General features: G+C 61.6%; 24 protein-coding genes and 1 tRNA gene. 17 read left to right on the top strand and 8 right to left on the bottom strand.

The window, feature by feature from the left end:
- The first annotated feature begins 55 nt into the window (after window positions 1-55).
- From DARO_RS02805 to ybaK, 7 genes are all read left to right on the top strand, one after another.
- Window positions 56-1312 (top strand): glutamate-5-semialdehyde dehydrogenase, encoded by a 1257-nt coding sequence (locus tag DARO_RS02805; protein WP_011286306.1) that lies wholly within the window; start codon window positions 56-58, stop codon window positions 1310-1312.
- 66 nt (window positions 1313-1378) lie between these two features.
- Entirely contained in the window at window positions 1379-2554 is a 1176-nt protein-coding gene (locus tag DARO_RS02800; protein ID WP_011286305.1) for an acyl-CoA dehydrogenase, read from the top strand.
- A gap of 20 nt (window positions 2555-2574) precedes the next feature.
- The gene (locus tag DARO_RS02795) at window positions 2575-3063 is read left to right on the top strand and encodes a methylated-DNA--[protein]-cysteine S-methyltransferase (protein WP_011286304.1); all 489 of its coding nucleotides are present in this window, start codon (window positions 2575-2577) and stop codon (window positions 3061-3063) included.
- Complete coding sequence (xerD, locus tag DARO_RS02790; RefSeq protein ID WP_011286303.1) at window positions 3041-3949, top strand: site-specific tyrosine recombinase XerD; 909 nt, start codon at window positions 3041-3043, stop codon at window positions 3947-3949. Before DARO_RS02795 ends, xerD begins: the two co-directional genes overlap by 23 nt.
- Window positions 3950-3959: 10 nt before the next feature.
- Window positions 3960-4361 (top strand): alternative ribosome rescue aminoacyl-tRNA hydrolase ArfB, encoded by a 402-nt coding sequence (gene arfB, locus DARO_RS02785; RefSeq protein WP_011286302.1) that lies wholly within the window; start codon window positions 3960-3962, stop codon window positions 4359-4361.
- Entirely contained in the window at window positions 4358-4567 is a 210-nt protein-coding gene (locus DARO_RS02780) for a hypothetical protein (protein ID WP_041224176.1), read from the top strand. Before arfB ends, DARO_RS02780 begins: the two co-directional genes overlap by 4 nt.
- 35 nt (window positions 4568-4602) lie before the next feature.
- Window positions 4603-5094 carry a Cys-tRNA(Pro) deacylase gene (ybaK, locus tag DARO_RS02775; RefSeq protein WP_011286301.1) on the top strand — a complete coding sequence of 164 codons (492 nt, stop codon included), beginning with the start codon at window positions 4603-4605 and terminating at the stop codon, window positions 5092-5094.
- Between the two features lie 91 nt (window positions 5095-5185).
- On the opposite strand, the gene DARO_RS02770 is transcribed toward ybaK, so the two are convergent.
- Window positions 5186-5536 carry a dihydroneopterin aldolase gene (locus tag DARO_RS02770; protein WP_011286300.1) on the bottom strand — a complete coding sequence of 117 codons (351 nt, stop codon included), beginning with the start codon at window positions 5534-5536 and terminating at the stop codon, window positions 5186-5188.
- A gap of 75 nt (window positions 5537-5611) precedes the next feature.
- On the opposite strand from DARO_RS02770, the gene plsY reads away from it, so the two are divergent.
- The 3 genes from plsY to DARO_RS02755 all read left to right on the top strand — a co-directional run bounded on the left by plsY (window position 5612) and on the right by DARO_RS02755 (window position 7414).
- Complete coding sequence (plsY, locus tag DARO_RS02765; RefSeq protein WP_011286299.1) at window positions 5612-6208, top strand: glycerol-3-phosphate 1-O-acyltransferase PlsY; 597 nt, start codon at window positions 5612-5614, stop codon at window positions 6206-6208.
- A gap of 417 nt (window positions 6209-6625) precedes the next feature.
- On the top strand, window positions 6626-7126 hold the full coding sequence (gene tpx, locus DARO_RS02760; protein ID WP_011286298.1) for a thiol peroxidase: 501 nt from the start codon (window positions 6626-6628) through the stop codon (window positions 7124-7126).
- 9 nt (window positions 7127-7135) lie between these two features.
- On the top strand, window positions 7136-7414 hold the full coding sequence (locus DARO_RS02755) for an AraC family transcriptional regulator (protein ID WP_011286297.1): 279 nt from the start codon (window positions 7136-7138) through the stop codon (window positions 7412-7414).
- Between the two features lie 109 nt (window positions 7415-7523).
- On the opposite strand, the gene tsaD is transcribed toward DARO_RS02755, so the two are convergent.
- Entirely contained in the window at window positions 7524-8558 is a 1035-nt protein-coding gene (gene tsaD / locus DARO_RS02750; RefSeq protein ID WP_041224676.1) for a tRNA (adenosine(37)-N6)-threonylcarbamoyltransferase complex transferase subunit TsaD, read from the bottom strand.
- 138 nt (window positions 8559-8696) lie between these two features.
- Between tsaD and rpsU the strand changes: the two genes are divergently transcribed.
- The 7 genes from rpsU (at window position 8697) to DARO_RS02715 (ending at window position 15044) form a co-directional block, all read left to right on the top strand.
- Window positions 8697-8909 (top strand): 30S ribosomal protein S21, encoded by a 213-nt coding sequence (gene rpsU / locus DARO_RS02745; RefSeq protein WP_011286295.1) that lies wholly within the window; start codon window positions 8697-8699, stop codon window positions 8907-8909.
- Window positions 8910-8992: 83 nt separating this feature from the next.
- Window positions 8993-9439: a GatB/YqeY domain-containing protein gene (locus tag DARO_RS02740; RefSeq protein WP_011286294.1), complete on the top strand. Its 447-nt coding sequence runs from the start codon at window positions 8993-8995 to the stop codon at window positions 9437-9439.
- A gap of 6 nt (window positions 9440-9445) precedes the next feature.
- A complete protein-coding gene (dnaG, locus tag DARO_RS02735; RefSeq protein ID WP_011286293.1) occupies window positions 9446-11182 on the top strand; it encodes a DNA primase in 1737 nt (578 codons plus the stop codon).
- 46 nt (window positions 11183-11228) lie between these two features.
- Complete coding sequence (rpoD, locus tag DARO_RS02730; RefSeq protein ID WP_011286292.1) at window positions 11229-13202, top strand: RNA polymerase sigma factor RpoD; 1974 nt, start codon at window positions 11229-11231, stop codon at window positions 13200-13202.
- 7 nt (window positions 13203-13209) lie between these two features.
- Window positions 13210-13286: transfer RNA gene (locus DARO_RS02725), tRNA-Ile, on the top strand.
- 188 nt (window positions 13287-13474) lie between these two features.
- The gene (locus tag DARO_RS02720; protein ID WP_011286291.1) at window positions 13475-13726 is read left to right on the top strand and encodes a hypothetical protein; all 252 of its coding nucleotides are present in this window, start codon (window positions 13475-13477) and stop codon (window positions 13724-13726) included.
- Window positions 13727-13895: 169 nt separating this feature from the next.
- Window positions 13896-15044, top strand: coding sequence for an ABC transporter substrate-binding protein (locus DARO_RS02715; RefSeq protein WP_011286290.1), 1149 nt, complete (start codon window positions 13896-13898; stop codon window positions 15042-15044).
- 64 nt (window positions 15045-15108) lie between these two features.
- Here the strand turns inward: DARO_RS02715 and DARO_RS02710 are convergent, their stop codons facing one another.
- The 6 genes from DARO_RS02710 to DARO_RS02685 all read right to left on the bottom strand — a co-directional run bounded on the left by DARO_RS02710 (window position 15109) and on the right by DARO_RS02685 (window position 19805).
- A complete protein-coding gene (locus DARO_RS02710; protein ID WP_011286289.1) occupies window positions 15109-16107 on the bottom strand; it encodes a catalase family peroxidase in 999 nt (332 codons plus the stop codon).
- Window positions 16108-16139: 32 nt separating this feature from the next.
- Window positions 16140-16934 (bottom strand): anti-sigma factor family protein, encoded by a 795-nt coding sequence (locus DARO_RS02705; RefSeq protein WP_011286288.1) that lies wholly within the window; start codon window positions 16932-16934, stop codon window positions 16140-16142.
- The gene (locus DARO_RS02700) at window positions 16931-17431 is read right to left on the bottom strand and encodes an RNA polymerase sigma factor (RefSeq protein WP_011286287.1); all 501 of its coding nucleotides are present in this window, start codon (window positions 17429-17431) and stop codon (window positions 16931-16933) included. Before DARO_RS02700 ends, DARO_RS02705 begins: the two co-directional genes overlap by 4 nt.
- 9 nt (window positions 17432-17440) lie before the next feature.
- The gene (locus DARO_RS02695) at window positions 17441-17827 is read right to left on the bottom strand and encodes a hypothetical protein (protein WP_011286286.1); all 387 of its coding nucleotides are present in this window, start codon (window positions 17825-17827) and stop codon (window positions 17441-17443) included.
- A gap of 64 nt (window positions 17828-17891) precedes the next feature.
- Window positions 17892-19046, bottom strand: a complete 1155-nt coding sequence (locus tag DARO_RS02690) for a methyltransferase (protein WP_011286285.1) — start codon at window positions 19044-19046, stop codon at window positions 17892-17894.
- 102 nt (window positions 19047-19148) lie between these two features.
- Window positions 19149-19805 (bottom strand): hypothetical protein, encoded by a 657-nt coding sequence (locus DARO_RS02685; protein ID WP_041224175.1) that lies wholly within the window; start codon window positions 19803-19805, stop codon window positions 19149-19151.
- Between the last annotated feature and the right edge of the window lie 61 nt (window positions 19806-19866).

Genomic DNA, 19866 nt, shown 5'->3' with positions numbered 1-19866 from the left:
AGTTCCCCGTAATTTGTCTGGCTATAATGTTTCTTTGCCCAGCACAAAGAACATCATGGACATCAAGCACTACATGCACACCGTCGGCCGCCAGGCCCGTGCTGCTTCACGCCGCCTGGCCGGCGCCACGACGGCCGAAAAGAATGCTGCCTTGCTCGCCATCGCCGCCGCCATCCGCCGCGAAAGTGCCGCCCTGGTCGCCGCCAACCAGGAAGACCTGACCGCCGCCCGTGCTGCCGGCCTCGAAACTGCCATGCTCGACCGCCTGACGCTATCGGCCAAGGGCGTTGAAAGCATGGCCGAGGGCGTAGAGCAGGTGGCCACGCTGGCCGACCCGATCGGCGAGATGACCGACATCAAGTACCGCCCATCCGGCATCCAGGTCGGCAAGATGCGCGTGCCGCTCGGCGTCATCGGCATCATTTACGAGGCTCGCCCGAACGTCACCGCCGATGCCGCGGCACTGTGCCTGAAATCCGGCAACGCCGCCATCCTGCGCGGTGGCTCGGAAGCCATCCGCTCCAACCGCGCCATCGCCGCACTGGTCCATGAAGGCCTGAAGGCGGCCGGCCTGCCGGCCGAATCGGTACAGGTCATCGACACCACCGACCGCGCCGCCGTCGGCGAGCTGATCACCATGCGCGAATTCGTCGATGTCATCGTGCCGCGCGGCGGCAAGGGCCTGATCGCCCGCCTGCTGGCCGAGTCGCGCGTGCCGATGATCCAGCACCTGGACGGCAACTGCCACGTCTATCTGGAAGCAGAAGCCGACCCGGCCAAGGCGCTGAAGATCGTCGAGAATGCCAAGACCCAACGCTACGGCACCTGCAACACGGCCGAATCGCTGCTCGTCGACCGCTCGGTCGCCGCCATGCTGCTGCCGCCGATCGCCGCCATGCTGACCGCCAAGGGCGTCGAGATCCGCGGCTGCGCCGAAACGCAAGCCATCGTGCCGAACGCCATCGCCGCCACGGAAGAGGACTACTACACCGAATACCTGGCGCCGATCATCTCGGTCAAGGTCGTCTCCGGCATCGATGAAGCGATCGAGCACATCAACCAGTACTCGTCGCACCACAGCGAGGCCATCATTACCGACAACCATCCGAAGGCCATGCGTTTCCTGCGCGAAGTGGATTCGGCCTCGGTCATGATCAACGCCTCGACGCGCTTCGCCGATGGCTTCGAGTACGGCCTGGGCGCCGAAATCGGCATCTCGACCGACAAGATCCACGCTCGCGGCCCGGTCGGTCTGGAAGGGCTGACCAGCCAGAAGTGGGTGGTACTCGGCGACGGCCACGTCCGAGGCTAAGCCGCTTCCGTCGACTCAACACAAGCATCCCCGCTCCGGCGGGGATGCGCTTTTCGGAGAAACCACATGGCCAAAGCCAGTTTCAACTGGGAAGACCCGCTGCTGCTTGATTCGCAACTCGCCGCCGATGAGCGTCAGGTCCGCAATGCCGCACGAAGCTTTGCGCAAAAGGCACTGGCCCCGCGCATCCGCGACGCTTTCCGCAACGAGACGACCGATCCGGCCATCTTCCGCGAAATGGGCGACATGGGCCTGCTCGGCCCGACCCTGCCACCACAATACGGCGGCGCCGGCCTCAACTACGTTTCCTACGGCCTGATCGCCCGCGAGATCGAGCGCGTCGATTCGGCCTACCGGACGCTGCTCAGCGTGCAATCCTCGCTGGTCATGCTGCCGATTTATGCTTTTGGCAGCGAAGAGCAGAAGCAGAAGTACCTGCCGAAACTGGGCAAGGGCGAATGGATCGGCTGCTTCGGCCTGACCGAGCCGAATTCCGGTTCCGACCCCGGCAGCCTGGCCACCCGCGCCCGCACCGTGCCCGGCGGCTGGAAGCTGTCCGGCAGCAAGAACTGGATTTCCAGTGCGCCGATCGCTGACGTTTTTGTCGTCTGGGCCAAGGACGACGATGGCGTGATTCGCGGCTTCATTCTCGACAAGGGCATGCCCGGGTTGTCGGCACCGGTCATCCACGGCAAGGTTGGCATGCGCGCGGCGATCACCGGCGAAATCGTCATGGACGAGGTCTTCGTACCAAACGAGAACCTGCTGCCCGGCGTCAGCGGGCTGAAGGGGCCATTCACCTGCCTGAATTCCGCCCGCTACGGCATCGCCTGGGGCGCGCTGGGTGCCGCCGAGGCCTGCTGGCATACGGCCCGCCAATACACGCTGGATCGCAAACAATTCGACAAGCCGCTGGCTGCCAACCAGCTGATCCAGAAAAAACTGGCCGACATGCAGACCGAAATCACGCTCGGCATCCAGGGCGCGCTACGCCTCGGCCGCATGATGGACGACGGCAGTGCAACACCGGAAATCGTCTCGATGATGAAGCGCAACAGTTGCGGCAAGGCCCTCGACATCGCCCGCACCGCGCGCGACATGCTTGGCGGCAACGGCATCTCCGACGATTTCGGCGTTATCCGGCACTTAGTGAACCTGGAAGTGGTCAATACCTACGAAGGGACGCACGACGTGCACGCCCTGATCCTTGGCCGGGCCCAAACCGGGATTTCGGCTTTCTAGGCATCCTCGGAGGCTCCCCAATGCAAACTCGACCGAACCAGACCTATCAGGCCATCGTGGCCGCCCCCGGTTTCTGCCTGGGGGTGCAGTGTGACGATGATGAAATCACCGGCATCGACTTTCTCGAACCACGCCCGGAAATCGCCGCCAGTTCTCCGCTGGCCGCCGAAGCAGTGCGTCAGCTCAAGGCCTACATCGCCGACCCGCATTTTGCCTTTGGCCTGCCCCTCAGACCAGCGGGCACGACCTTCCAGCGCCGTGTCTGGGAACAGATTTCCGCCATCCCGACCGGCCAGACGCACACCTATGGCGAAGTTGCGAAGAACCTGAAGAATGCCCCACGGGCCGTCGGCCAGGCTTGCGGATCGAACCCTTACCCGGTCGTCGTCCCCTGCCACCGCGTCGTCGCCACTGGCGGCGGACTGGGCGGTTTCTCCCGCGAACGGGGCGGTTTCCTGCTCGACGTCAAACGCTGGTTGCTGACGCATGAAAATAGCCTCCCAGGCTGACCTTTCCGAGATCGACAATTTCTGCGATGCCCTGTGGCTGGAAGACGGTCTGGCCAAGGCGACGCTGGACAGCTATCGCTCCGATCTCAGCCGGCTGGCCCTGTGGCTGGCCAACAACGCGTCCGAACCGCTGCTCGACCTGCACGAAACGACGCTGACCGCCTTTATCGCCCATCTGGCCAAGCAAACCCGCGCTACCTCGCAAGCGCGCTACCTGTCGACGCTGCGCCGTTTCTACCGCTGGCAACTTGGCCGTGGTCGCATCGTCGCCGACCCGACGCTCAAGCTGGCCAACCCGAGCCGCCCGTCGCGCCTGCCCAAGGTGATGTCGGAGAAGCAGGTCGAAGCCCTGCTCGACGCCCCCGACCTCGACACCCCGCTCGGCCTGCGCGACCGCGCCATGCTGGAAACCATCTACGCCACCGGCCTGCGCGTCTCGGAACTGGTCAATCTCAGGTTGCACGAAGTCAGTCTGGCCGACGGCGTCCTGCGCGCCCTCGGCAAGGGCAGCAAGGAGCGTCTGGTGCCGCTCGGCCAGCTGGCCATCGAGTGGATCAAGCGTTACCTGAATGAAGCCCGGCCGGACATCCTGAACGGCCAGCACAGCGACGACCTGTTCATCACCGCCCGTGGCGGCGGCATGACTCGCCAGGCCTTCTGGCAACTGATCAAGCGCTACGCGCTGATCGCCGGCATCGCCCCGGACAAGCTTTCCCCACACGTCCTACGCCATGCCTTCGCGACCCACTTGCTCAACCACGGCGCCGATCTGCGCGTTGTTCAGCTCCTGCTCGGTCACGCCGACATCTCGACCACCCAGATTTACACCCACGTCGCCCGGGAACGCCTGAAGACCCTGCACGCCGTGCATCATCCTCGCGGCTGAAAGAATACGCATGCCACCGATTGCCCTCAACGAAAGCGAAGTCGAATTCATCGCCATCCGTGCCCAAGGGGCGGGCGGCCAGAACGTCAACAAGGTGTCGAATGCGGTGCATCTGCGCTTCGATATTGCCGCCTCCAGCCTGCCCGAGGAAATCAAGGCGAAGCTGCTGGCCATGCGTGACCAGCGGATCAGCAGCGACGGCATCGTCGTCATCAAGGCGCAGAAGCATCGCAGCCTCGAACGCAACCGGGAGGATGGTCTGGTCCGCCTGCGCGAACTGATTGCGGCGGCTGCCTTCGTGCCGACCGTGCGGCGGGCGACCAAGCCGAGCCGCAGTTCGCAACGGAAGCGCGTCGACAGCAAGGTCAAGCGCGGCCAGGTCAAACTGCTGCGCAGCCGTATCGACGAATGACCAGTGGCATCAACCCGCCCGACACGCCATTGCCACGGTGCAACCAGTGCGCCCATTACTTCATCACCCATGAACTGCCGTTCCGCTATGGCTGCCGGGCGCTTGATTTCAAGAGCCGGCGCCAGCCGGTGCTCGATGTGATGGCGGCCTCCGGTCAAAGCTGCTTCTATTTCCAGCCCAAATCGCCCTCAAGCCAGGCGGGGTAGAATAAAACCCGGACCATGAACTGATCGCCACTCCCATGAGCAAAGCCGAACACGCCCCCGAAACCCAGGCCACCAAGTTCCTCAAGGCGAACAAGGTGCCCTTCTCCACGCACCTGTACGCTTACGAAGAGCACGGCGGGACCAAGGTTTCCGCCCGCGAGCTGAATGTGGATGAACATGCGGTCGTCAAAACGCTGGTTTTCGAAGATGAAAACGCCAAGCCGCTGATCGTGCTGATGCACGGCGACTGCAAGGTATCGACCAAGGAACTGGCCCGGCAGATCAATTGCAAGAAGGTCGAGCCGTGCAAGCCGGAAGTCGCCAATCGCCACACCGGCTTCCTGGTCGGCGGCACCAGCCCGTTCGGGACAAAGAAGGCGATGCCGGTGCATGTTGAAAAGACCATCCTCGACCTGCCGCTGATCTACATCAACGGCGGCCGGCGCGGCTTTCTGGTCGGCATCCATCCGCACGACATCCTGCGCGTCCTGCACCCCAAAGTCGTCGAGGCGGCGCTCAAGGCTTGAAACTACCGAGCCTGAGGCACTTTCGCTGCCAACCGGCAAAGCGAAAAAATCGAATTTCTTCTAACCCCGCTCAGCGACGGGGTGAAGCGCTTCAGACCGAGCGCTCGATGATCACGCCGACACGCTTGACGCCTGGCATCATGCCCAGCTTGGCGACAGATACGAGCACCCAATGGACAGCGAAGGTTTCCAGCACGTAGGTCGCGACATGCTCGGCCAGCGCCTCGATCAGGTTGAAGTGCACCGCGGCGAGGTCAGCACGCAAACGATCTACCACCACCGCGTAATCCACCGTATCGCGAATGTCGTCGCTGGCCCCGGCCGAGGCGGTGGATACACCGATCTGCAGGGAGATTTCGACCGTCTGCGGCATGGCTTTCTCGCGCGGATAGATGCCTATCCAGGTTTCGGCGCGAAGTTCTTCGAGGAAAATGATGTCCATAGGGCGGTCGACCGCAGCAGCGGTGTAAAATTTGGCGCGATTGTACCTCAGCGACCAAAGTCACCTAAGCGCCCCATGCAAATAGCCATCGCCCTCGTTGCCGCCTACCTGCTCGGCTCCGTTCCCTTCGCCATGATTTCCTCAAAACTGTTCGGCCTGGCCGACCCGCGCACCTACGGCTCAGGCAACCCCGGTGCCACCAATGTGCTGCGCAGCGGCAACAAGAAAGCCGCCCTGGTCACCCTGATCGGCGATGCGCTCAAAGGCTGGGCGGCCGTCTTCATCGCTCAGCGCATGGGTTTCTCCGACAATGTGATCGGCCTCGTCGCGCTGGCCGTCTTCCTCGGCCACCTTTACCCGATTTTCCTCAAGTTCAAGGGCGGCAAAGGAGTCGCCACCGCCGCCGGCGTGCTGATCGCGCTCGATCCCATGCTCGGCCTGGCCGTCGCCGGCACCTGGCTGTTCATGGCCTACGCTTTCCGTTACTCATCGCTGGCCGCCGTCGTCGCGGCGGCCATGGCCCCGGTCATTTCCGTACTGATGCATGGCGGCAACGGCCAGACCGTGGTCGTCGGCATCCTTGGCATGGCCCTGATCGGCAAGCATTGGCAGAACATCCAGCGCCTGATGGCCGGCCAGGAATCCAAGATCGGCAGCAAGAAAAAAGCCTGAAGCCGCTGCCTGACTGATCAAAACGACAACGCCGGTTCGCCGGCGTTTTTTTTCGCCTACCCGATAGCAATTACCAATCCCATATATTCGATCAATCGATTGGGGCAATAGAACATCCCTGCCTAGACTGAGTCCATCAGGTCAGCACGATCTGGCAAATGTCAGGAGGCCAACATGATTTCCCGTTTTATCGATCGCTGGTTTGAAGAGCGTGCGGCATGGGAGCCGAGCATCGACATTCTAGCCAACCTGCCGGACAATTTTTGACAGCTTCACCGCCGGGCCGATATTGACGGCGGGGAAGTCGTGGCCAAGCCCCTCGGCATCACGATCTAATCCTGTCTAATCAATGAACCAAAGCGGAGCGCCCCCATCCAAAGGGGACTCCGCTTTCAATCACAATCACAAGGACATGCAATGACCCAAAGCGTCACCCTCGGCGGCAACGCCATCACCATCGCCGGCAAATTCCCGAACAAGGGCGACAGCGCGCCGGCCTTCTCGCTGGTCGCCAAGGATCTGTCCGATACCACGCTGGCCAGCTTTGCCGGCAAGCGCAAGATCCTGAACATCTTCCCGAGCATCGACACACCGACCTGCGCCACATCCGTCCGCCAGTTCAACGCCAAGGCCAACGGCCTGCCGAACACCGCCGTGCTGTGCATCTCAGCCGACCTGCCGTTCGCCCAGGCCCGCTTCTGCGGCGCTGAAGGCCTCGATAACGTCGTCACCCTGTCCACGCTGCGTGGCCGCGAATTCCTCGAAGCCTACGGCGTCGCCATCACCAGCGGCCCGCTGGCCGGACTGACCGCCCGCGCCGTGGTCGTCCTTGATGAAAACGACAAGGTGATTCACAGCGAACTGGTCAGCGAAATCAAGAACGAACCCGATTACGCCGCCGCCCTGGCCGCTCTCTGAGGTCAAACCATGCCGACAAGCACCTTCAAGGAATTCGAAGCCCAAGCTCTCGCCGAAGGATTCGACGAGGTGCTTGAACGCACTTGGCCGGCCGACGCCACGCTCGACACGCACACCCACCCGTTTGCCCTGAAAGCGCGGGTGGTGGCTGGCGAGATGTGGCTGACCATTGGCGATCGAACACAACACCTCAAGGCTGGCGACGACTTCGCGCTGGACCGCGAGGTCGCGCACGCCGAGCGCTATGGCCACCAAGGGACAAGCTACTGGGTAGCACGACGCAACTAAGGGCTGTGCACCGTGGGCAAGAAATGCTGCAAGACCAGCCCGCCTTGCAAGAACGGCCCAAAACGCCGAAAAAAGCGGCGCCGCGCCATCAACGCAACGGCGCAACCTGCTACTTCGTTGGGCTGACCGACATTTCCATCAATGGCCAGCGTGGCTGCACGGCAAAACTCCCTGCCGCCTTGGACGGCGAGCCGGACTGCAAACGCAAGCAACCGGCCAGCGCAATCATCGCGCCGTTATCGGTACAGAATTCCAGTTCGGGGTAATAGACACGGAAACGCTTGCGTTTGGCCTCGTCGTTCAAGGTGGTGCGCAACTGCTTGTTGGCGCCGACCCCACCGGCCACCACCAGCTGTTTCAGTCCGGTCTGCTTCATCGCCTTCAGCGACTTCTTGACCAACACCTCGACAATGGCCTCCTGAAAGGCCCGCGCCGCATTGGCCTTGAACTCGTCGCTCATTGCATCGGCGTGCTCGCGAACCAACGTCAGGACCGCTGTCTTCAAGCCGGAAAAGCTGAAACTCAGATCACCGGAATGCAGCATCGGTCGCGGCAATTCATGAACCCCGGGCGTTCCCTGTTCGGCCAGCTTCGACAGTAAGGCACCACCGGGATAAGGCAGGCCGAGCAGCTTGGCACTCTTGTCGAAAGCTTCACCCGCTGCATCGTCCAGCGTTTCGCCGAGCAGTTCGTACTCGCCAACGCCGGTCACCTTCATCAATTGGGTATGTCCGCCGGAGACCAGCAGCGCAACAAATGGGAAGGTCGGCGGATCGCTCGACAGCAGCGGCGACAGCAAGTGGCCTTCAAGGTGATGCACCGGAATGGTCGGTTTGTCGATGGCCAGCGCCAGCGCTTCGGCAAAGGCGCAGCCAACCAGCAAGGCGCCAGCCAGACCGGGACCGCGTGTGTAAGCGACGGCATCGACCTCATCCAGCATTTTTCCGGCCTGCCCGAGCGCCTCGCGCAACAATGGCACGACCCGGCGGATATGGTCGCGCGATGCCAGCTCCGGCACGACGCCGCCGTACTCGGCATGCATTGCCACCTGGGAATACAGGGCATGGGATAACAGGCCGGCTTCGCTGTCGTAGAGCGCAATGCCGGTTTCGTCACAGGAGGATTCGACACCGAGGATCAGCATGGCACACATTTTAACACTTGGAGCAGCAAGGTTTTTTAGCATATACTTATCGGCTCTCTGCAAACATGCAGACACAAATTTTGCGCGCACTGTCGTTTACTTGACCTGACAGGCGCCTAACGGAAGGGGGTGATTTACATGCCGAACATTCGCGTCAAGGAAAATGAGCCGTTCGAAGTTGCTATCCGCCGCTTCAAGCGCACGGTTGAAAAGACTGGTCTCCTGACCGAGCTGCGCGCCCGTGAGTTTTACGAAAAGCCCACGACCGAGCGTAAGCGTAAGGCTGCCGCTGCTGTCAAACGTCAGCACAAGCGCCTCCGTAGCCTGACCCTGCCGCCGAAACTGTACTAATCCAGTCCGTTTCGCTGCACAAAAGAGCCGCCAGCCTTCAACAGCCGGCGGCTTTTTTCTTTGAATTTCCAAAAAGATTGACCATGAGCCTTAAAGCACGCATCACCGAAGACATGAAAACGGCCATGAAGGCCAAGGAATCGGCCAAGCTGAGCGCCATTCGCCTGCTGCTCGCCGCCGTCAAGCAAAAGGAAGTCGATGAACGCGTCGAACTCGACGACACCGTCGTCGTTGCCGTCATCGAAAAGCTGACCAAGCAGCGCAAGGACAGCGTCACCCAGTACGAAGCTGCTGGCCGCCAGGAACTGGCCGATGCCGAGAAATTCGAAATCGCCGTCCTTGCCGCCTACCTGCCGGAAAAGATGAGCAGCGAAGAAACCGCTGCCGTCGTCGCCGCCGCCGTGGCCGAAACCGGCGCCAAAGGCCCGGCCGACATGGGCAAGCTGATGGGCGTCCTGAAGCCCCGTCTGGCCGGCAAGGCCGACATGGCGGAAGTCTCGAAACTGGTCAAGGCGGCGCTTGCCGGTTAAAAAGCGGTGATTCCTGATTCGTTTATTCAGGACTTGCTGGCCCGGGTCGACATTGTCGACCTGGTAGATGGCTACGTACCGCTGAAGAAAGCCGGCGCCAACTACGCTGCCTGCTGCCCGTTCCACAACGAGAAATCGCCGTCCTTCACGGTCAGCCCGACCAAGCAGTTCTACCACTGCTTCGGCTGCGGCGCCCACGGTACGGCGATCAGTTTCGTCATGGAATACCAGGGCCTCGGCTTTGTCGATGCCGTCAAGGATCTGGCCACCCGCGCCGGCATGCAGGTGCCGGAAAGCGAAGGGCGCAGCTTCAAGGACGAAAAGCCGGGTCAGACGCGGACGCTGATCGAAATCATGGCCCGCGCCGCGGCCTACTACAAGGATCAGCTGAAGAAGTCGCCGCACGCCATCGAGTACTGCAAGAAGCGCGGCCTGACCGGCGAAATCGCCGCCCGCTACGGCATCGGCTATGCCCCGGACGGCTGGCAGAACCTGCAGGAAGTCTTCCCTGACTACAACGCCGACGAGCTGAAAATCGCCGGACTGGTCATCGAAAACGAAGCCGGCCGCCGCTACGATCGCTTCCGTGACCGCCTGATGATCCCGATCATCAATCCGAAGGGCGAGATCATCGCCTTCGGCGGCCGGATCATCGACCAGGGCGAGCCCAAATACCTGAATTCGCCGGAAACCCCGCTCTTCGAGAAGGGCCGCGAGCTGTTCGGCCTCCCCCAAGCCCGCCAGGCCCTGCGCGAAACCGACACCGCCATCGTCACCGAAGGCTACATGGACGTCATTGCGCTGGCCCAGAACGGCGTCGGCAATGCAGTCGCGACGCTCGGCACGGCGACCACGGCCACCCATGTCACCAAGCTGCTGCGCCAGGTCGACCGCATCGTCTTCTGCTTTGACGGCGACAACGCCGGCCGCAAAGCGGCATGGCGGGCCCTGGAAAATTCGCTGGAAGCCCTGGCCGACAACAAGCGCCTCGGCTTTATCTTCCTGCCCCAGGAGCATGACCCCGACAGCTACATCCGCGAATTCGGCAAGGAACAGTTCGACCGGCAAGTCACTCAGGCCATGCCGCTCTCCGACTTCCTGCTGCGTGAACTGGCCCAGCGCTGCGACCTGACCAGCTCGGAAGGCAAGGCCCAGCTGATCTACGAGGCCAAGCCACTGCTGCTCAAGCTGCCGACCCCGCTGCTGCGCCTGCAGCTGGTCAAGCGCCTGGCCGAAGCCAGCGGCTTTGCCCAGGCCGAAGTCGAGCGCCTGTGCGAACTGAAGTCCTACACGCCGGCAGCGCCGCCCAAGGCCAAGCGCACCGCCCCGTCGCTGACCCGAAACCTGTTGCGCATCGTGCTGCACAAACCGCAACTGGCCGCCCAGCTGCCGATAGCACTGCTGCCCGACACCCCGGAGCGTGCCGCCCTGACCCGCCTCCATCAGCTGGTCACGGCCAATCGCGAGACCTCGAGCTACGCCGGTCTGCGCGAACAGCTGCGCGGACTGCCTGAAGAAAGCGTCATCGAAAATGCCGCCTCGGAACTTCTCGGCCTGCCGTTTGACGAAGAAGGGGCGGAGATGGAATTCCGCGACACGCTGGAAAAACTTCAGGAGGGCGGCGAGAAGCGCGCCTTCGCCGAACTTCAGGTCAAGGCTCAGCAGTTCGGCGTGGCCGGACTGAGCGCCGCCGAGAAACAGGCCTACATCCAGTTCCTCACCACCAAGGCAAATCGTAGCTAAGTTGTGGTAAAATCTACGGTTTTCTCGAATTCTATGGATCGTGTTCATGGCTAAGGCAAAAGACACCGCTAAGGAAGCCCCGAAGGCTCGCACCAGCAAGGCCAAGGATAAAGCCGCCGAAAAGGCGCTGCTCCAGGGCCAGATGGCTGAGACGCCGGAACCGCTTGACGCCGAAGCGCGCAAAATGCGCCTCAAGGCCCTGATCAAGCTGGGCAAGGAACGCGGCTACCTGACTTACGCCGAAATCAACGATCACCTGCCGGATGACGTCGTCGATGCCGAAAGTATCGAAGCGATCATCTCGACTTTCAGCGAAATGAGCATCCAGGTCTTCGACGAAGCCCCGGCTGCAGAAGACCTGCTGATGTCCGACACTGCTGCGGTTGCCGCCGACGACGAGGAAGTCGAAGCGCAGGCCGAGCAGGCCCTGTCCACTGTCGACTCCGAATTCGGCCGCACCACCGACCCGGTCCGCATGTACATGCGTGAAATGGGCTCGGTCGAACTCCTCACCCGCGAAGGCGAAATCGAGATCGCCAAGCGAATCGAGGAAGGCCTGAAGCACATGATCCAGGCGATTGCCGCCTGCCCGACGACGATTTCCGACATTCTCGAATTGGCCGCCAAGGTCGAATCCGATGAAATGCGCATCGACGAACTGGTCGACGGCCTGATCGACCCGAACGCTGTCGAAGAAGCCCCGGCGGCCGAAATGCCGGAAGCCGAAGAAGACGAAGAAGAAGACGGCGATGACGACGGCGAGGGTGCTGGCGGCGGCGCCGCTGCGGCCTCCCTGCTGCAACTGAAGACCGATGCCTTGGAGCGCTTCAAGAACATCAAGGGCATCCACGCCAAGATGCAGAAGATGCTCCCGACCAAGGGTTCGCACGACAAGGTGTACATCAAGCTGCTGCAACAGGTTTCCGACGAACTGATGAACATCCGCTTCACCTCGCGTTCGATCGAGCGCCTGTGCGATAGCGTGCGCGGCATGGTCGAGCAGGTTCGCGGTTGCGAGCGCAAGATCCAGCAAATCTGCGTGGACCGCGTCAAGATGCCGCGCCCGCACTTCATCCAGTCCTTCCCGGGCAATGAAATCAACCTCGACTGGGCCGATGCCGAAGTCGCTGCCGCCCCCAAGACCTACGTTGCCATCCTGACCCGCAACGCGCCGGACATCAAGGAAGAGCAGAAGAAACTGCTCGCCCTGCAGGACCGTATCGGCATTCCGCTCAAGGACCTGAAAGACATCAACAAGCAGATGTCCACCGGCGAAGCCAAGGCCCGCCGCGCCAAGCGCGAAATGACCGAAGCCAACCTGCGTCTGGTCATCTCGATCGCCAAGAAATACACCAACCGCGGCCTGCAGTTCCTCGACCTGATCCAGGAAGGCAATATCGGCCTGATGAAGGCGGTGGACAAGTTCGAATACCGCCGCGGCTACAAGTTCTCCACCTACGCCACATGGTGGATCCGCCAGGCCATCACCCGCTCCATCGCCGACCAGGCACGGACCATCCGTATCCCCGTGCACATGATCGAAACGATCAACAAGATGAACCGGATCAGCCGCCAGATCCTGCAGGAAACGGGTGCCGAACCCGATCCGGCGACGCTAGCCAAGAAGATGGACATGCCGGAAGACAAGATTCGCAAGATCATGAAGATTTCCAAGGAGCCAATCTCCATGGAAACCCCGATCGGCGACGACGACGACTCGCACCTCGGCGACTTCATCGAAGACTCAGGCACCCTGGCCCCGGCCGATGCCGCGATGTATTCCAGCCTGCGCGGCGTCACCAAGGAAATCCTCGACACGCTGACGACGAGGGAAGCCAAGGTACTGCGCATGCGCTTCGGCATCGAAATGAACACCGATCACACGCTGGAAGAAGTCGGCAAGCAATTCGACGTCACCCGCGAACGTATCCGTCAGATAGAAGCCAAAGCCCTGCGCAAGCTGCGTCACCCGACCCGCTCCGACAAGCTGCGCAGTTTCGTCGACACGAACAACAGTTAAGTTTTCCGGGCCTGTAGCTCAGTTGGTTAGAGCAGAGGACTCATAATCCTTTGGTCCACGGTTCAAGTCCGTGCAGGCCCACCAGCATCATCAAGGACTTAGGGGTCGATCTCTAAGTCCTTTTCCTTTCAACCTCAACCATGTATCACTTTTGTAAGGGCCGGCACGCTACTCGCCGCCCTGTCGACCATACGTAAATGCCCGATGCAGCAATTAACCACCAGTGATCTACACTGAATTTATTGGCCGCTGACCGGCAAAAGGATGTAACTATGCACACAGAATCAGTTCTCACCTACCTCAAGAAGCATGGCCAGCTTCGCGATTCCGAGATTGCTTCGGGTACCGGCTTCGCGCTGCCTGAAGTTCGTGCCTGCCTGAAGGAACTATCGGGCCGAGGCGACATTTCCTTGTGCAGCATGACCGTCTTCGAAAACGGCAAGGCGACCGAGGGATTGTTCAGCCGGGTATCCGGTTACTTCCCCAAGCCTGCCCCGGGCAGAAAACCCGGCGTAAAAACCTAAGCGCACCAGCAACACACAGCTGGCCAACGCAATTGCGGCGGCCAGCTTGAATGTTGATACCTGGCGACAAGTGGCAGCGCTTTTTCTTTTTGGGGCCACAGCCTCACTGAAGTCCTGGCTGGCTGCCTATAATTCACGGCTGAACCTAATTCCCCCTAGGAGTCATGCTGTGCTCTGTCGCAAACTTTCCTCTTTAGCCCTGCTGCTGTTGGCAAGCACCGTCGCGCTGGCGGACATCCGAATTGGCGTGATCGCCTCGTCAACCGGCCCGACCGCTGTCGTCGGCATTCCGCAAAAGAACACGGTCGCCCTGTTACCGACCGAAATCGGCGGCCAGAAAGTCGAGTACATCGTCCTCGATGATGCGTCCGACCCGACCAATGCCGTCACTGGCGTCAAGAAGCTGATCTCCGAACACAAGGTCGATGCGCTGATCGGGCCGACCACGACGCCGGCGGCGCTGGCCATGCTCGATTTCGTGGCCGAATCCCGCGTCCCCCTGGTCACCACGGTAGGTTCATCGGCCATCATCCTGCCGCTCGATGACAAGCGTCGTTGGGTATTCAAGACGACCCAGAACGATGACCTGATCGCTGGTGCACTGATCGAGCACATGTTGGCGGCCGGCACGAAGACGGTCGGTTTTATCGGCTTCAACGACCCCTACGGCGAAAACTGGTTCAAGGTGTTCACCGCCATGGCCGAGAAATCCGGCCTGAAGATGGTCGCCAGCGAACGCTTCAACCGGACTGATCAATCGGTCACTGGACAGGCACTGAAAGTCATGACCAGCAAGCCGGATGCCGTGCTGATCGCAGCGACGGGTGGTCCGGCCGTTCTGCCGCAAACAACGTTGCAGGAAAAGGGCTACAAGGGCCGCATCTACCAGACGCACGGCGTGGCGACCAACGACTTCATCCGCATCGGCGGCAAGGCCGTCGAGGGCACGCTGATGGCCGGCGGCCCGATGCTGGTGGCGGCCGACCTGGCCGGCAACAACCCGATCAAGGCCGTCGCCCTGGGCTACGTCAAGGCCTACGAGGGCAAATACGGCGCCGGCACGATGTCCACCTTCGGTGCCAACACCTACGACGCTGGCCTGCTGCTGCAGAAGGCGATCCCGGCCGCCCTGAAGAAGGCCAAGCCCGGCTCGGTGGAATTCCGCGAAGCCCTGCGCGATGCGCTGGAGCAATCGAAGGAAGTGGTCGGCGCTCAGGGCATCTTCAACATGAACGCGCAGAACCATAACGGCATGGACGCGCGCGCCCGCGTCATGATGGCCGTCAAGGACGGCAAGTGGGTGCTGCTCAAGGACTGAGGATGCTCATCCCGTCATGAAGCAAGGCCGGCCAACTCAGCCGGCCTTTTTATTTGGCAAAGACTCAGCGTTCGCTCAGTCGCTTGCCGAAGGAGACCGCATAAGCCGGCGAACGGAAGCGCAGCACCGGGTCGTCGGTCGGCTGGATGCCGGGGGCCATGACCAGCGGATCGAAGTTGATCGGCTCGCACGGCGCCCCCTTCTGCGCTTCGGCACTGCGAATGGTCAGCGTACCGGCCTTGATGCGCGGCCGCTCGGCCGGCCAGAGGACGGTCGGATCGGTCTCGCTGTCGCCCGGCTGGCCGATGCTGACCATCATGTCCCAGCGCACCGCCCCCTGCTTGGCCCGTTCGATCAAGGCTGATTCGAGGAAATTGGCGCCGGCCGTCTTCAGCTCGTCATCGCTCAGGCGCTTTTCACCATCCTGCGGCACGAACTGCCAGCGCACCAGCGTCGCCTTTCCCTTCTTGTCGACGAACTTGAAGGTGTGGATACCCCAGTAGCTGCTGCTGGCGTAGCTGGCCGGTGGATTGTTGCTAGCCAGATACTGGGCCTGCGCCTGGTTGTCCGGATGACTGGCCTTGAAGGCCTTCATCTTTTCGGGGTCCGGCTTGCCGGTCGCCGGGTCGGGCTGCAACGCCTGCATCAGGTCGAGGAAGGTCTGCGGATTGGCGGCGCCGAACATCGGCGTGTTGAGCATCGTGATGTGATGCAGCTGGCCTTTCGGCAACTGGAATTGCAGAGCCATGCCCCGGGCGCTCTTGGCCACATCGGGTGCCTTCGGGTTGCCACCGGACAGCGAAAAGCGGGCAACAACCGGCACCGGCTTGCCGGAAAAGAGCGGCGAACGACTGAGCTTTGCCGCTTCTTTCGTACCGACGAATTCGCCGGCGGCGCAGGTGCCCTTGATGTGGTTGCGCCGCTCGCCAGGCGTCACACCGAACACTCCTTCAACGGCAGCGACGACCTGACTGGCGTCGGGCGTTGGATCGGCCGCCATCGTCGCATGGGGAATGAGGGCCGCCAGGGCAAGCACGGGTACGGTAAATTGGGTTCTCTGCATGGGGAAACTCCTTGGGTGAGTCGTTGTTTGGTTTATTTTTGATCGAGCTGGTCGTAGACCGCGGTGGCAACCTTGGCCAGTTCGCCCTTGTCGATGCCGGCCGACAGGGCATAGCCGAACTTGCCATCGACCCAGTAGAAGACATTGACCGGGCCTTCGCGAGCGAAGCGGAAGCCGGTATCGCGCTTCTCGATGCTTTCGGTGGTCACGTACAGTGTCATGCGCTGGCCACTGGCATCGTGGTACATGAACTGGGCGACCGGGCCGCTATTGCCGGGCAGCAAGCGACCGCCGACCAGTTCGTAGCCGAGGGCACCGAGCTTGGGCGGCCTGACCGGCGTGCCGAGCCGCTTGCTCAGCCATTTGACCAGCGCCTCTTCCTGATCCGCGGCAATTTCAACCGGGCGGCGCACGTCCGGGCTGTACACCACATGCGCCACGGCCGCCTGATGCGACAGCGGCACCATGCGGGCCATGCGGTCGCCTTGCAAATACTGGCCGTGCGCCAGCCAGCCGCCGGCACCACCCAGTGCGGCAACCAGCAGTCCGGCTGCCAGGCGCTGCCACAGGCCGCCGGTCCAGCCACCACCGGTCGGCGCTCTGAGCGGTTGAACCGTCAGGATCTGCAGGCGTTCCGGCAAGGGTTCGTCGAGCATCGGCTGGAACAGCGCCTTAAGCGCCTGCTTCTGGGCCCGATAGGCGACGACCCGTTCGGCATCCCCCGGGTTCAGTGCTAGGTGTGCCTCGAGCACCGCCTGCCACTCCGGCGTCAGCGCATCATCGACATAGGCTTGCAGTTCGTCTTCAGTGATTGGTTGCGAGGTCATCGTACGAGCCTCAGGTTTGCTGTTTGCTGGCGGCCATCCATGACCACACGCAGCCTTTCTCGCCCGCGCGACAGGCGGGACATCACGGTGCCGATGGGAATGCCGAGCAGGGTGGCAATATCGGCGTAGCTCATTTCTTCCAGTGCGACCAGCAGCAGGATTTCGCGTTGCTCGTCGGGCAATTGGCGGAGCGCAGATTCGAGGTCCATCAGTTCGAGCCGGTCAGTCTGCGTCGGGCGGAGCGGCACCTCGGCAGCGTCCTCATCCAACGACGTGATTGCCAGGCCGGCACGCCGCAACTGGTCGATGCGCAGGTTGTGCATGATGCCGAACAGCCAGGCGCGCAGGTCGCTGCCCTGGCGCCATTGGCTAATCCGGCTCCAGGCGCGTTCCAGAGTGTCTTGCACGAGGTCGTCCGCCGCCGCACGGTCGCCGAGCATCGCCCGCGCGTAACGGCGCAGGCGGGGCAGTTCGGCGAGGATGGCGCGGCTGTCCACGTTTCCGGGTTACGGCTTGGCGGTGTGCCAGACGTTGTTGAAACCGTCGCCCGTCCTGTCGCCCGGCTTTTGGTCCTTGGCCCAGTAGTACAGCGGCTTGCCCTTGAAGGCCCACTGTTTCTTGCCGTCGTCGCGATTGACGACGCTGTAGTCGCCACTGGCCATGTCGCCATCCATCGCGAACAGCGGCGGCCAGTTGGTGGCACACGGGCCGTTGCATAGGCTCTTGCCGCTGCCGGCGGCATCCTTGTCGAAGGTGTAGAGGGTCATGCCGCCGGCGCCGGTCAGCGCGCCATCCATGACTTTCGCCGGCGCTGCCGCATACATGCCGCCCCCGGCACAGGCAGCCAGGGTCAGCGACGTCAGCAGCGCGCACATCAACTTGGTTTTTTTCATGATCGTCTCCGTTGGTTTTGGGGTGCTACACCTTCGTAAACGGATCAGACCATCGTTTTATTCCCTAAGTTTTTCCAAGCCGCCACAAAGAAGTGACTTCAGCTGCCCGTGCCGCGTGTAGCGGGTCACTCGCATCCTGCGCCTTGGGGTGTTTCGGATGCGTATCGAGACGGCCGATCACCTTCAGTCCGGCCTCGGCGATCCATGCCAGCAGTTTTTCGCGCGAACGCAGGCCGAGCAATTCAGCGATGTCGGAAATGATCAGCCAGCCTTCGCCGCCATCGGCCAGATGAGCCGCCAGGCCGGCCAGGAAGCCGCGCAGCATGCGCGAATCCGGGTCATACACCGCATATTCGACCGGCGATGTGGGCTGGGCCGGCAACCAGGGGGGATTGCAGACGACCAGCGGGGCCTTGCCCTCGGGGAAGAGGTCGGCCTTGACGATGCGAACAGCAGCCGCCAGCCCCAGTTGTTCGATATTCTCGCCGGCGCAGGCAAGCGCCCGCGCATCCTGGTCGGTAGCGACGATCTGCGCCACGCCGCGTCGGGCAAGCACGGCGGCGATGATGCCGGAGCCGGTGCCGATGTCGAAAGCCAGGTCGCAGCCGGCCGGAATCGGCGCTGAGGCGATCAGATCGACGTACTCCCCGCGCACCGGCGAGAAGACGCCGTAATGCGGATAGATGCGCCCCTGCACCGCCGGCACCGGCACGCCCTTCTTGCGCCACTCGTGGGCGCTGATCACAGCGAGCAGTTCGCGCAGCGCGACGAGGGAATCCTCATCGGTCGGCGCTCCGTAGGCGGCATGGCAGGCCTCGGCCACGTCCTGCGCCCGGCGCAAGGGCACCGTGTAGTCGGCGTTCAACGGCACCAGCAGGCGATTGAGCAACGCTGCCCGCTGGCCTTGCGTTTCGCGGTGGCGGGCAAAGGCTTCGGCCGGCGTTTTCGGTGCCTTGCCGCGCTGCGCGCCGAAACGCCGATCCGCCCGCTTGGTCAGCGCCTGCATCAGGTGCCGGGCATTGACCCAGTCGCCGCGCCAGAGGAGCGCCGTGCCGGATTCGAGCAGGCGGAAGGCGTCGTCGGCGCCGGTCCGGTCGTCGGCGATGCGGATGTCGGCATGCGGCGCGATGCCGGCTTCCGAGCGCCAGCGAACAGTATCTTTCTCTCCTGACTCTAGCCAAGCGACTTCTGGGAAGCGGGGAATTTTCATGGCGCGCATTCTAGGCCAGAAGTTTAATACATCAGTAGATTCCTCAGCAGCAAGCTAGAGCCCTGCTGGAGAGAACACTCGCAATGAATCGTTTTCCAAAGCACCCTAAATTCACTCAACATAGAGATACTTTGTTTCCGTGTTTGTCCAGACCTCAGGCTCGCCATTCTTGGCTCGCCTAAAAGCGTAAAAACGAGCTCGTATTTCATACAACGCATGCCTCTGAAGCGTAATTGCTTCAGTTTCGCGATAGGACGTGTTCGGTTTGATAACGTAAATCTCGTCCCAACGCCTCGTGTTTCGATAACTGTATTTTTTTTCTAGAATGTTGTAGCGAGGAACAACTCTGATGTCATCAGGCGCATCCTCCGCAATAGGCGCATCTTTTGAGGGAATCGAATGCCTAGTTACACTGAGCGTAAGCCCTTCGCCTGAGTACTGTTGCTCTCCACCATCGTCATCAGTGTGCGCATAAGGATTAATTGCACGACGTCCCTTATTGGTTAGATCAATATTTACGAGGACGATGCATTTCGAGTCCGATATGGGGATCGTTTCAGTATTTACCCTCATATCCAAGACTGATGCTGCACGATCATTTTCCTCCAGTTGAGATTGATAGTTCAGGTAGGCTATCGTCGCTACCGAGAGAGCCCCTGCCACACCAACTATCGAGAACAACTTCGAAAACGTATCAAGTTGAAGATTTCTTCGTTTCCACCAAGCCTCTTTGTCATTGCTTACCGGAGCCACTTGCAGTTCGCTCATCATTGCCTCCATTTCACCTTCACAACAAACAAAATATCTAAAAAGACACCTCTGTCCCTCA

The sequence above is a fragment of the Dechloromonas aromatica RCB genome, assembly GCF_000012425.1.
The sequence above is the reverse complement of the archived record's forward strand: the minus strand, read 5'-3'. Positions and strand labels throughout refer to the sequence as shown.

Bases quoted from the DNA above. Each gene is read 5' to 3' on its own strand.
- DARO_RS02805 (WP_011286306.1), top strand. From the start codon at position 56: ATGGACATCAAGCACTACATGCACACCGTCGGCCGCCAGGCCCGTGCT.
- DARO_RS02800 (WP_011286305.1), top strand. From the start codon at position 1,379: ATGGCCAAAGCCAGTTTCAACTGGGAAGACCCGCTGCTGCTTGATTCG.
- DARO_RS02795 (WP_011286304.1), top strand. From the start codon at position 2,575: ATGCAAACTCGACCGAACCAGACCTATCAGGCCATCGTGGCCGCCCCC.
- xerD (WP_011286303.1), top strand. From the start codon at position 3,041: ATGAAAATAGCCTCCCAGGCTGACCTTTCCGAGATCGACAATTTCTGC.
- arfB (WP_011286302.1), top strand. From the start codon at position 3,960: ATGCCACCGATTGCCCTCAACGAAAGCGAAGTCGAATTCATCGCCATC.
- DARO_RS02780 (WP_041224176.1), top strand. From the start codon at position 4,358: ATGACCAGTGGCATCAACCCGCCCGACACGCCATTGCCACGGTGCAAC.
- ybaK (WP_011286301.1), top strand. From the start codon at position 4,603: ATGAGCAAAGCCGAACACGCCCCCGAAACCCAGGCCACCAAGTTCCTC.
- DARO_RS02770 (WP_011286300.1), bottom strand. From the start codon at position 5,536: ATGGACATCATTTTCCTCGAAGAACTTCGCGCCGAAACCTGGATAGGC.
- plsY (WP_011286299.1), top strand. From the start codon at position 5,612: ATGCAAATAGCCATCGCCCTCGTTGCCGCCTACCTGCTCGGCTCCGTT.
- tpx (WP_011286298.1), top strand. From the start codon at position 6,626: ATGACCCAAAGCGTCACCCTCGGCGGCAACGCCATCACCATCGCCGGC.
- DARO_RS02755 (WP_011286297.1), top strand. From the start codon at position 7,136: ATGCCGACAAGCACCTTCAAGGAATTCGAAGCCCAAGCTCTCGCCGAA.
- tsaD (WP_041224676.1), bottom strand. From the start codon at position 8,558: ATGCTGATCCTCGGTGTCGAATCCTCCTGTGACGAAACCGGCATTGCG.
- rpsU (WP_011286295.1), top strand. From the start codon at position 8,697: ATGCCGAACATTCGCGTCAAGGAAAATGAGCCGTTCGAAGTTGCTATC.
- DARO_RS02740 (WP_011286294.1), top strand. From the start codon at position 8,993: ATGAGCCTTAAAGCACGCATCACCGAAGACATGAAAACGGCCATGAAG.
- rpoD (WP_011286292.1), top strand. From the start codon at position 11,229: ATGGCTAAGGCAAAAGACACCGCTAAGGAAGCCCCGAAGGCTCGCACC.
- DARO_RS02720 (WP_011286291.1), top strand. From the start codon at position 13,475: ATGCACACAGAATCAGTTCTCACCTACCTCAAGAAGCATGGCCAGCTT.
- DARO_RS02710 (WP_011286289.1), bottom strand. From the start codon at position 16,107: ATGCAGAGAACCCAATTTACCGTACCCGTGCTTGCCCTGGCGGCCCTC.
- DARO_RS02705 (WP_011286288.1), bottom strand. From the start codon at position 16,934: ATGACCTCGCAACCAATCACTGAAGACGAACTGCAAGCCTATGTCGAT.
- DARO_RS02695 (WP_011286286.1), bottom strand. From the start codon at position 17,827: ATGAAAAAAACCAAGTTGATGTGCGCGCTGCTGACGTCGCTGACCCTG.
- DARO_RS02690 (WP_011286285.1), bottom strand. From the start codon at position 19,046: ATGCGCGCCATGAAAATTCCCCGCTTCCCAGAAGTCGCTTGGCTAGAG.
- DARO_RS02685 (WP_041224175.1), bottom strand. From the start codon at position 19,805: ATGAGCGAACTGCAAGTGGCTCCGGTAAGCAATGACAAAGAGGCTTGG.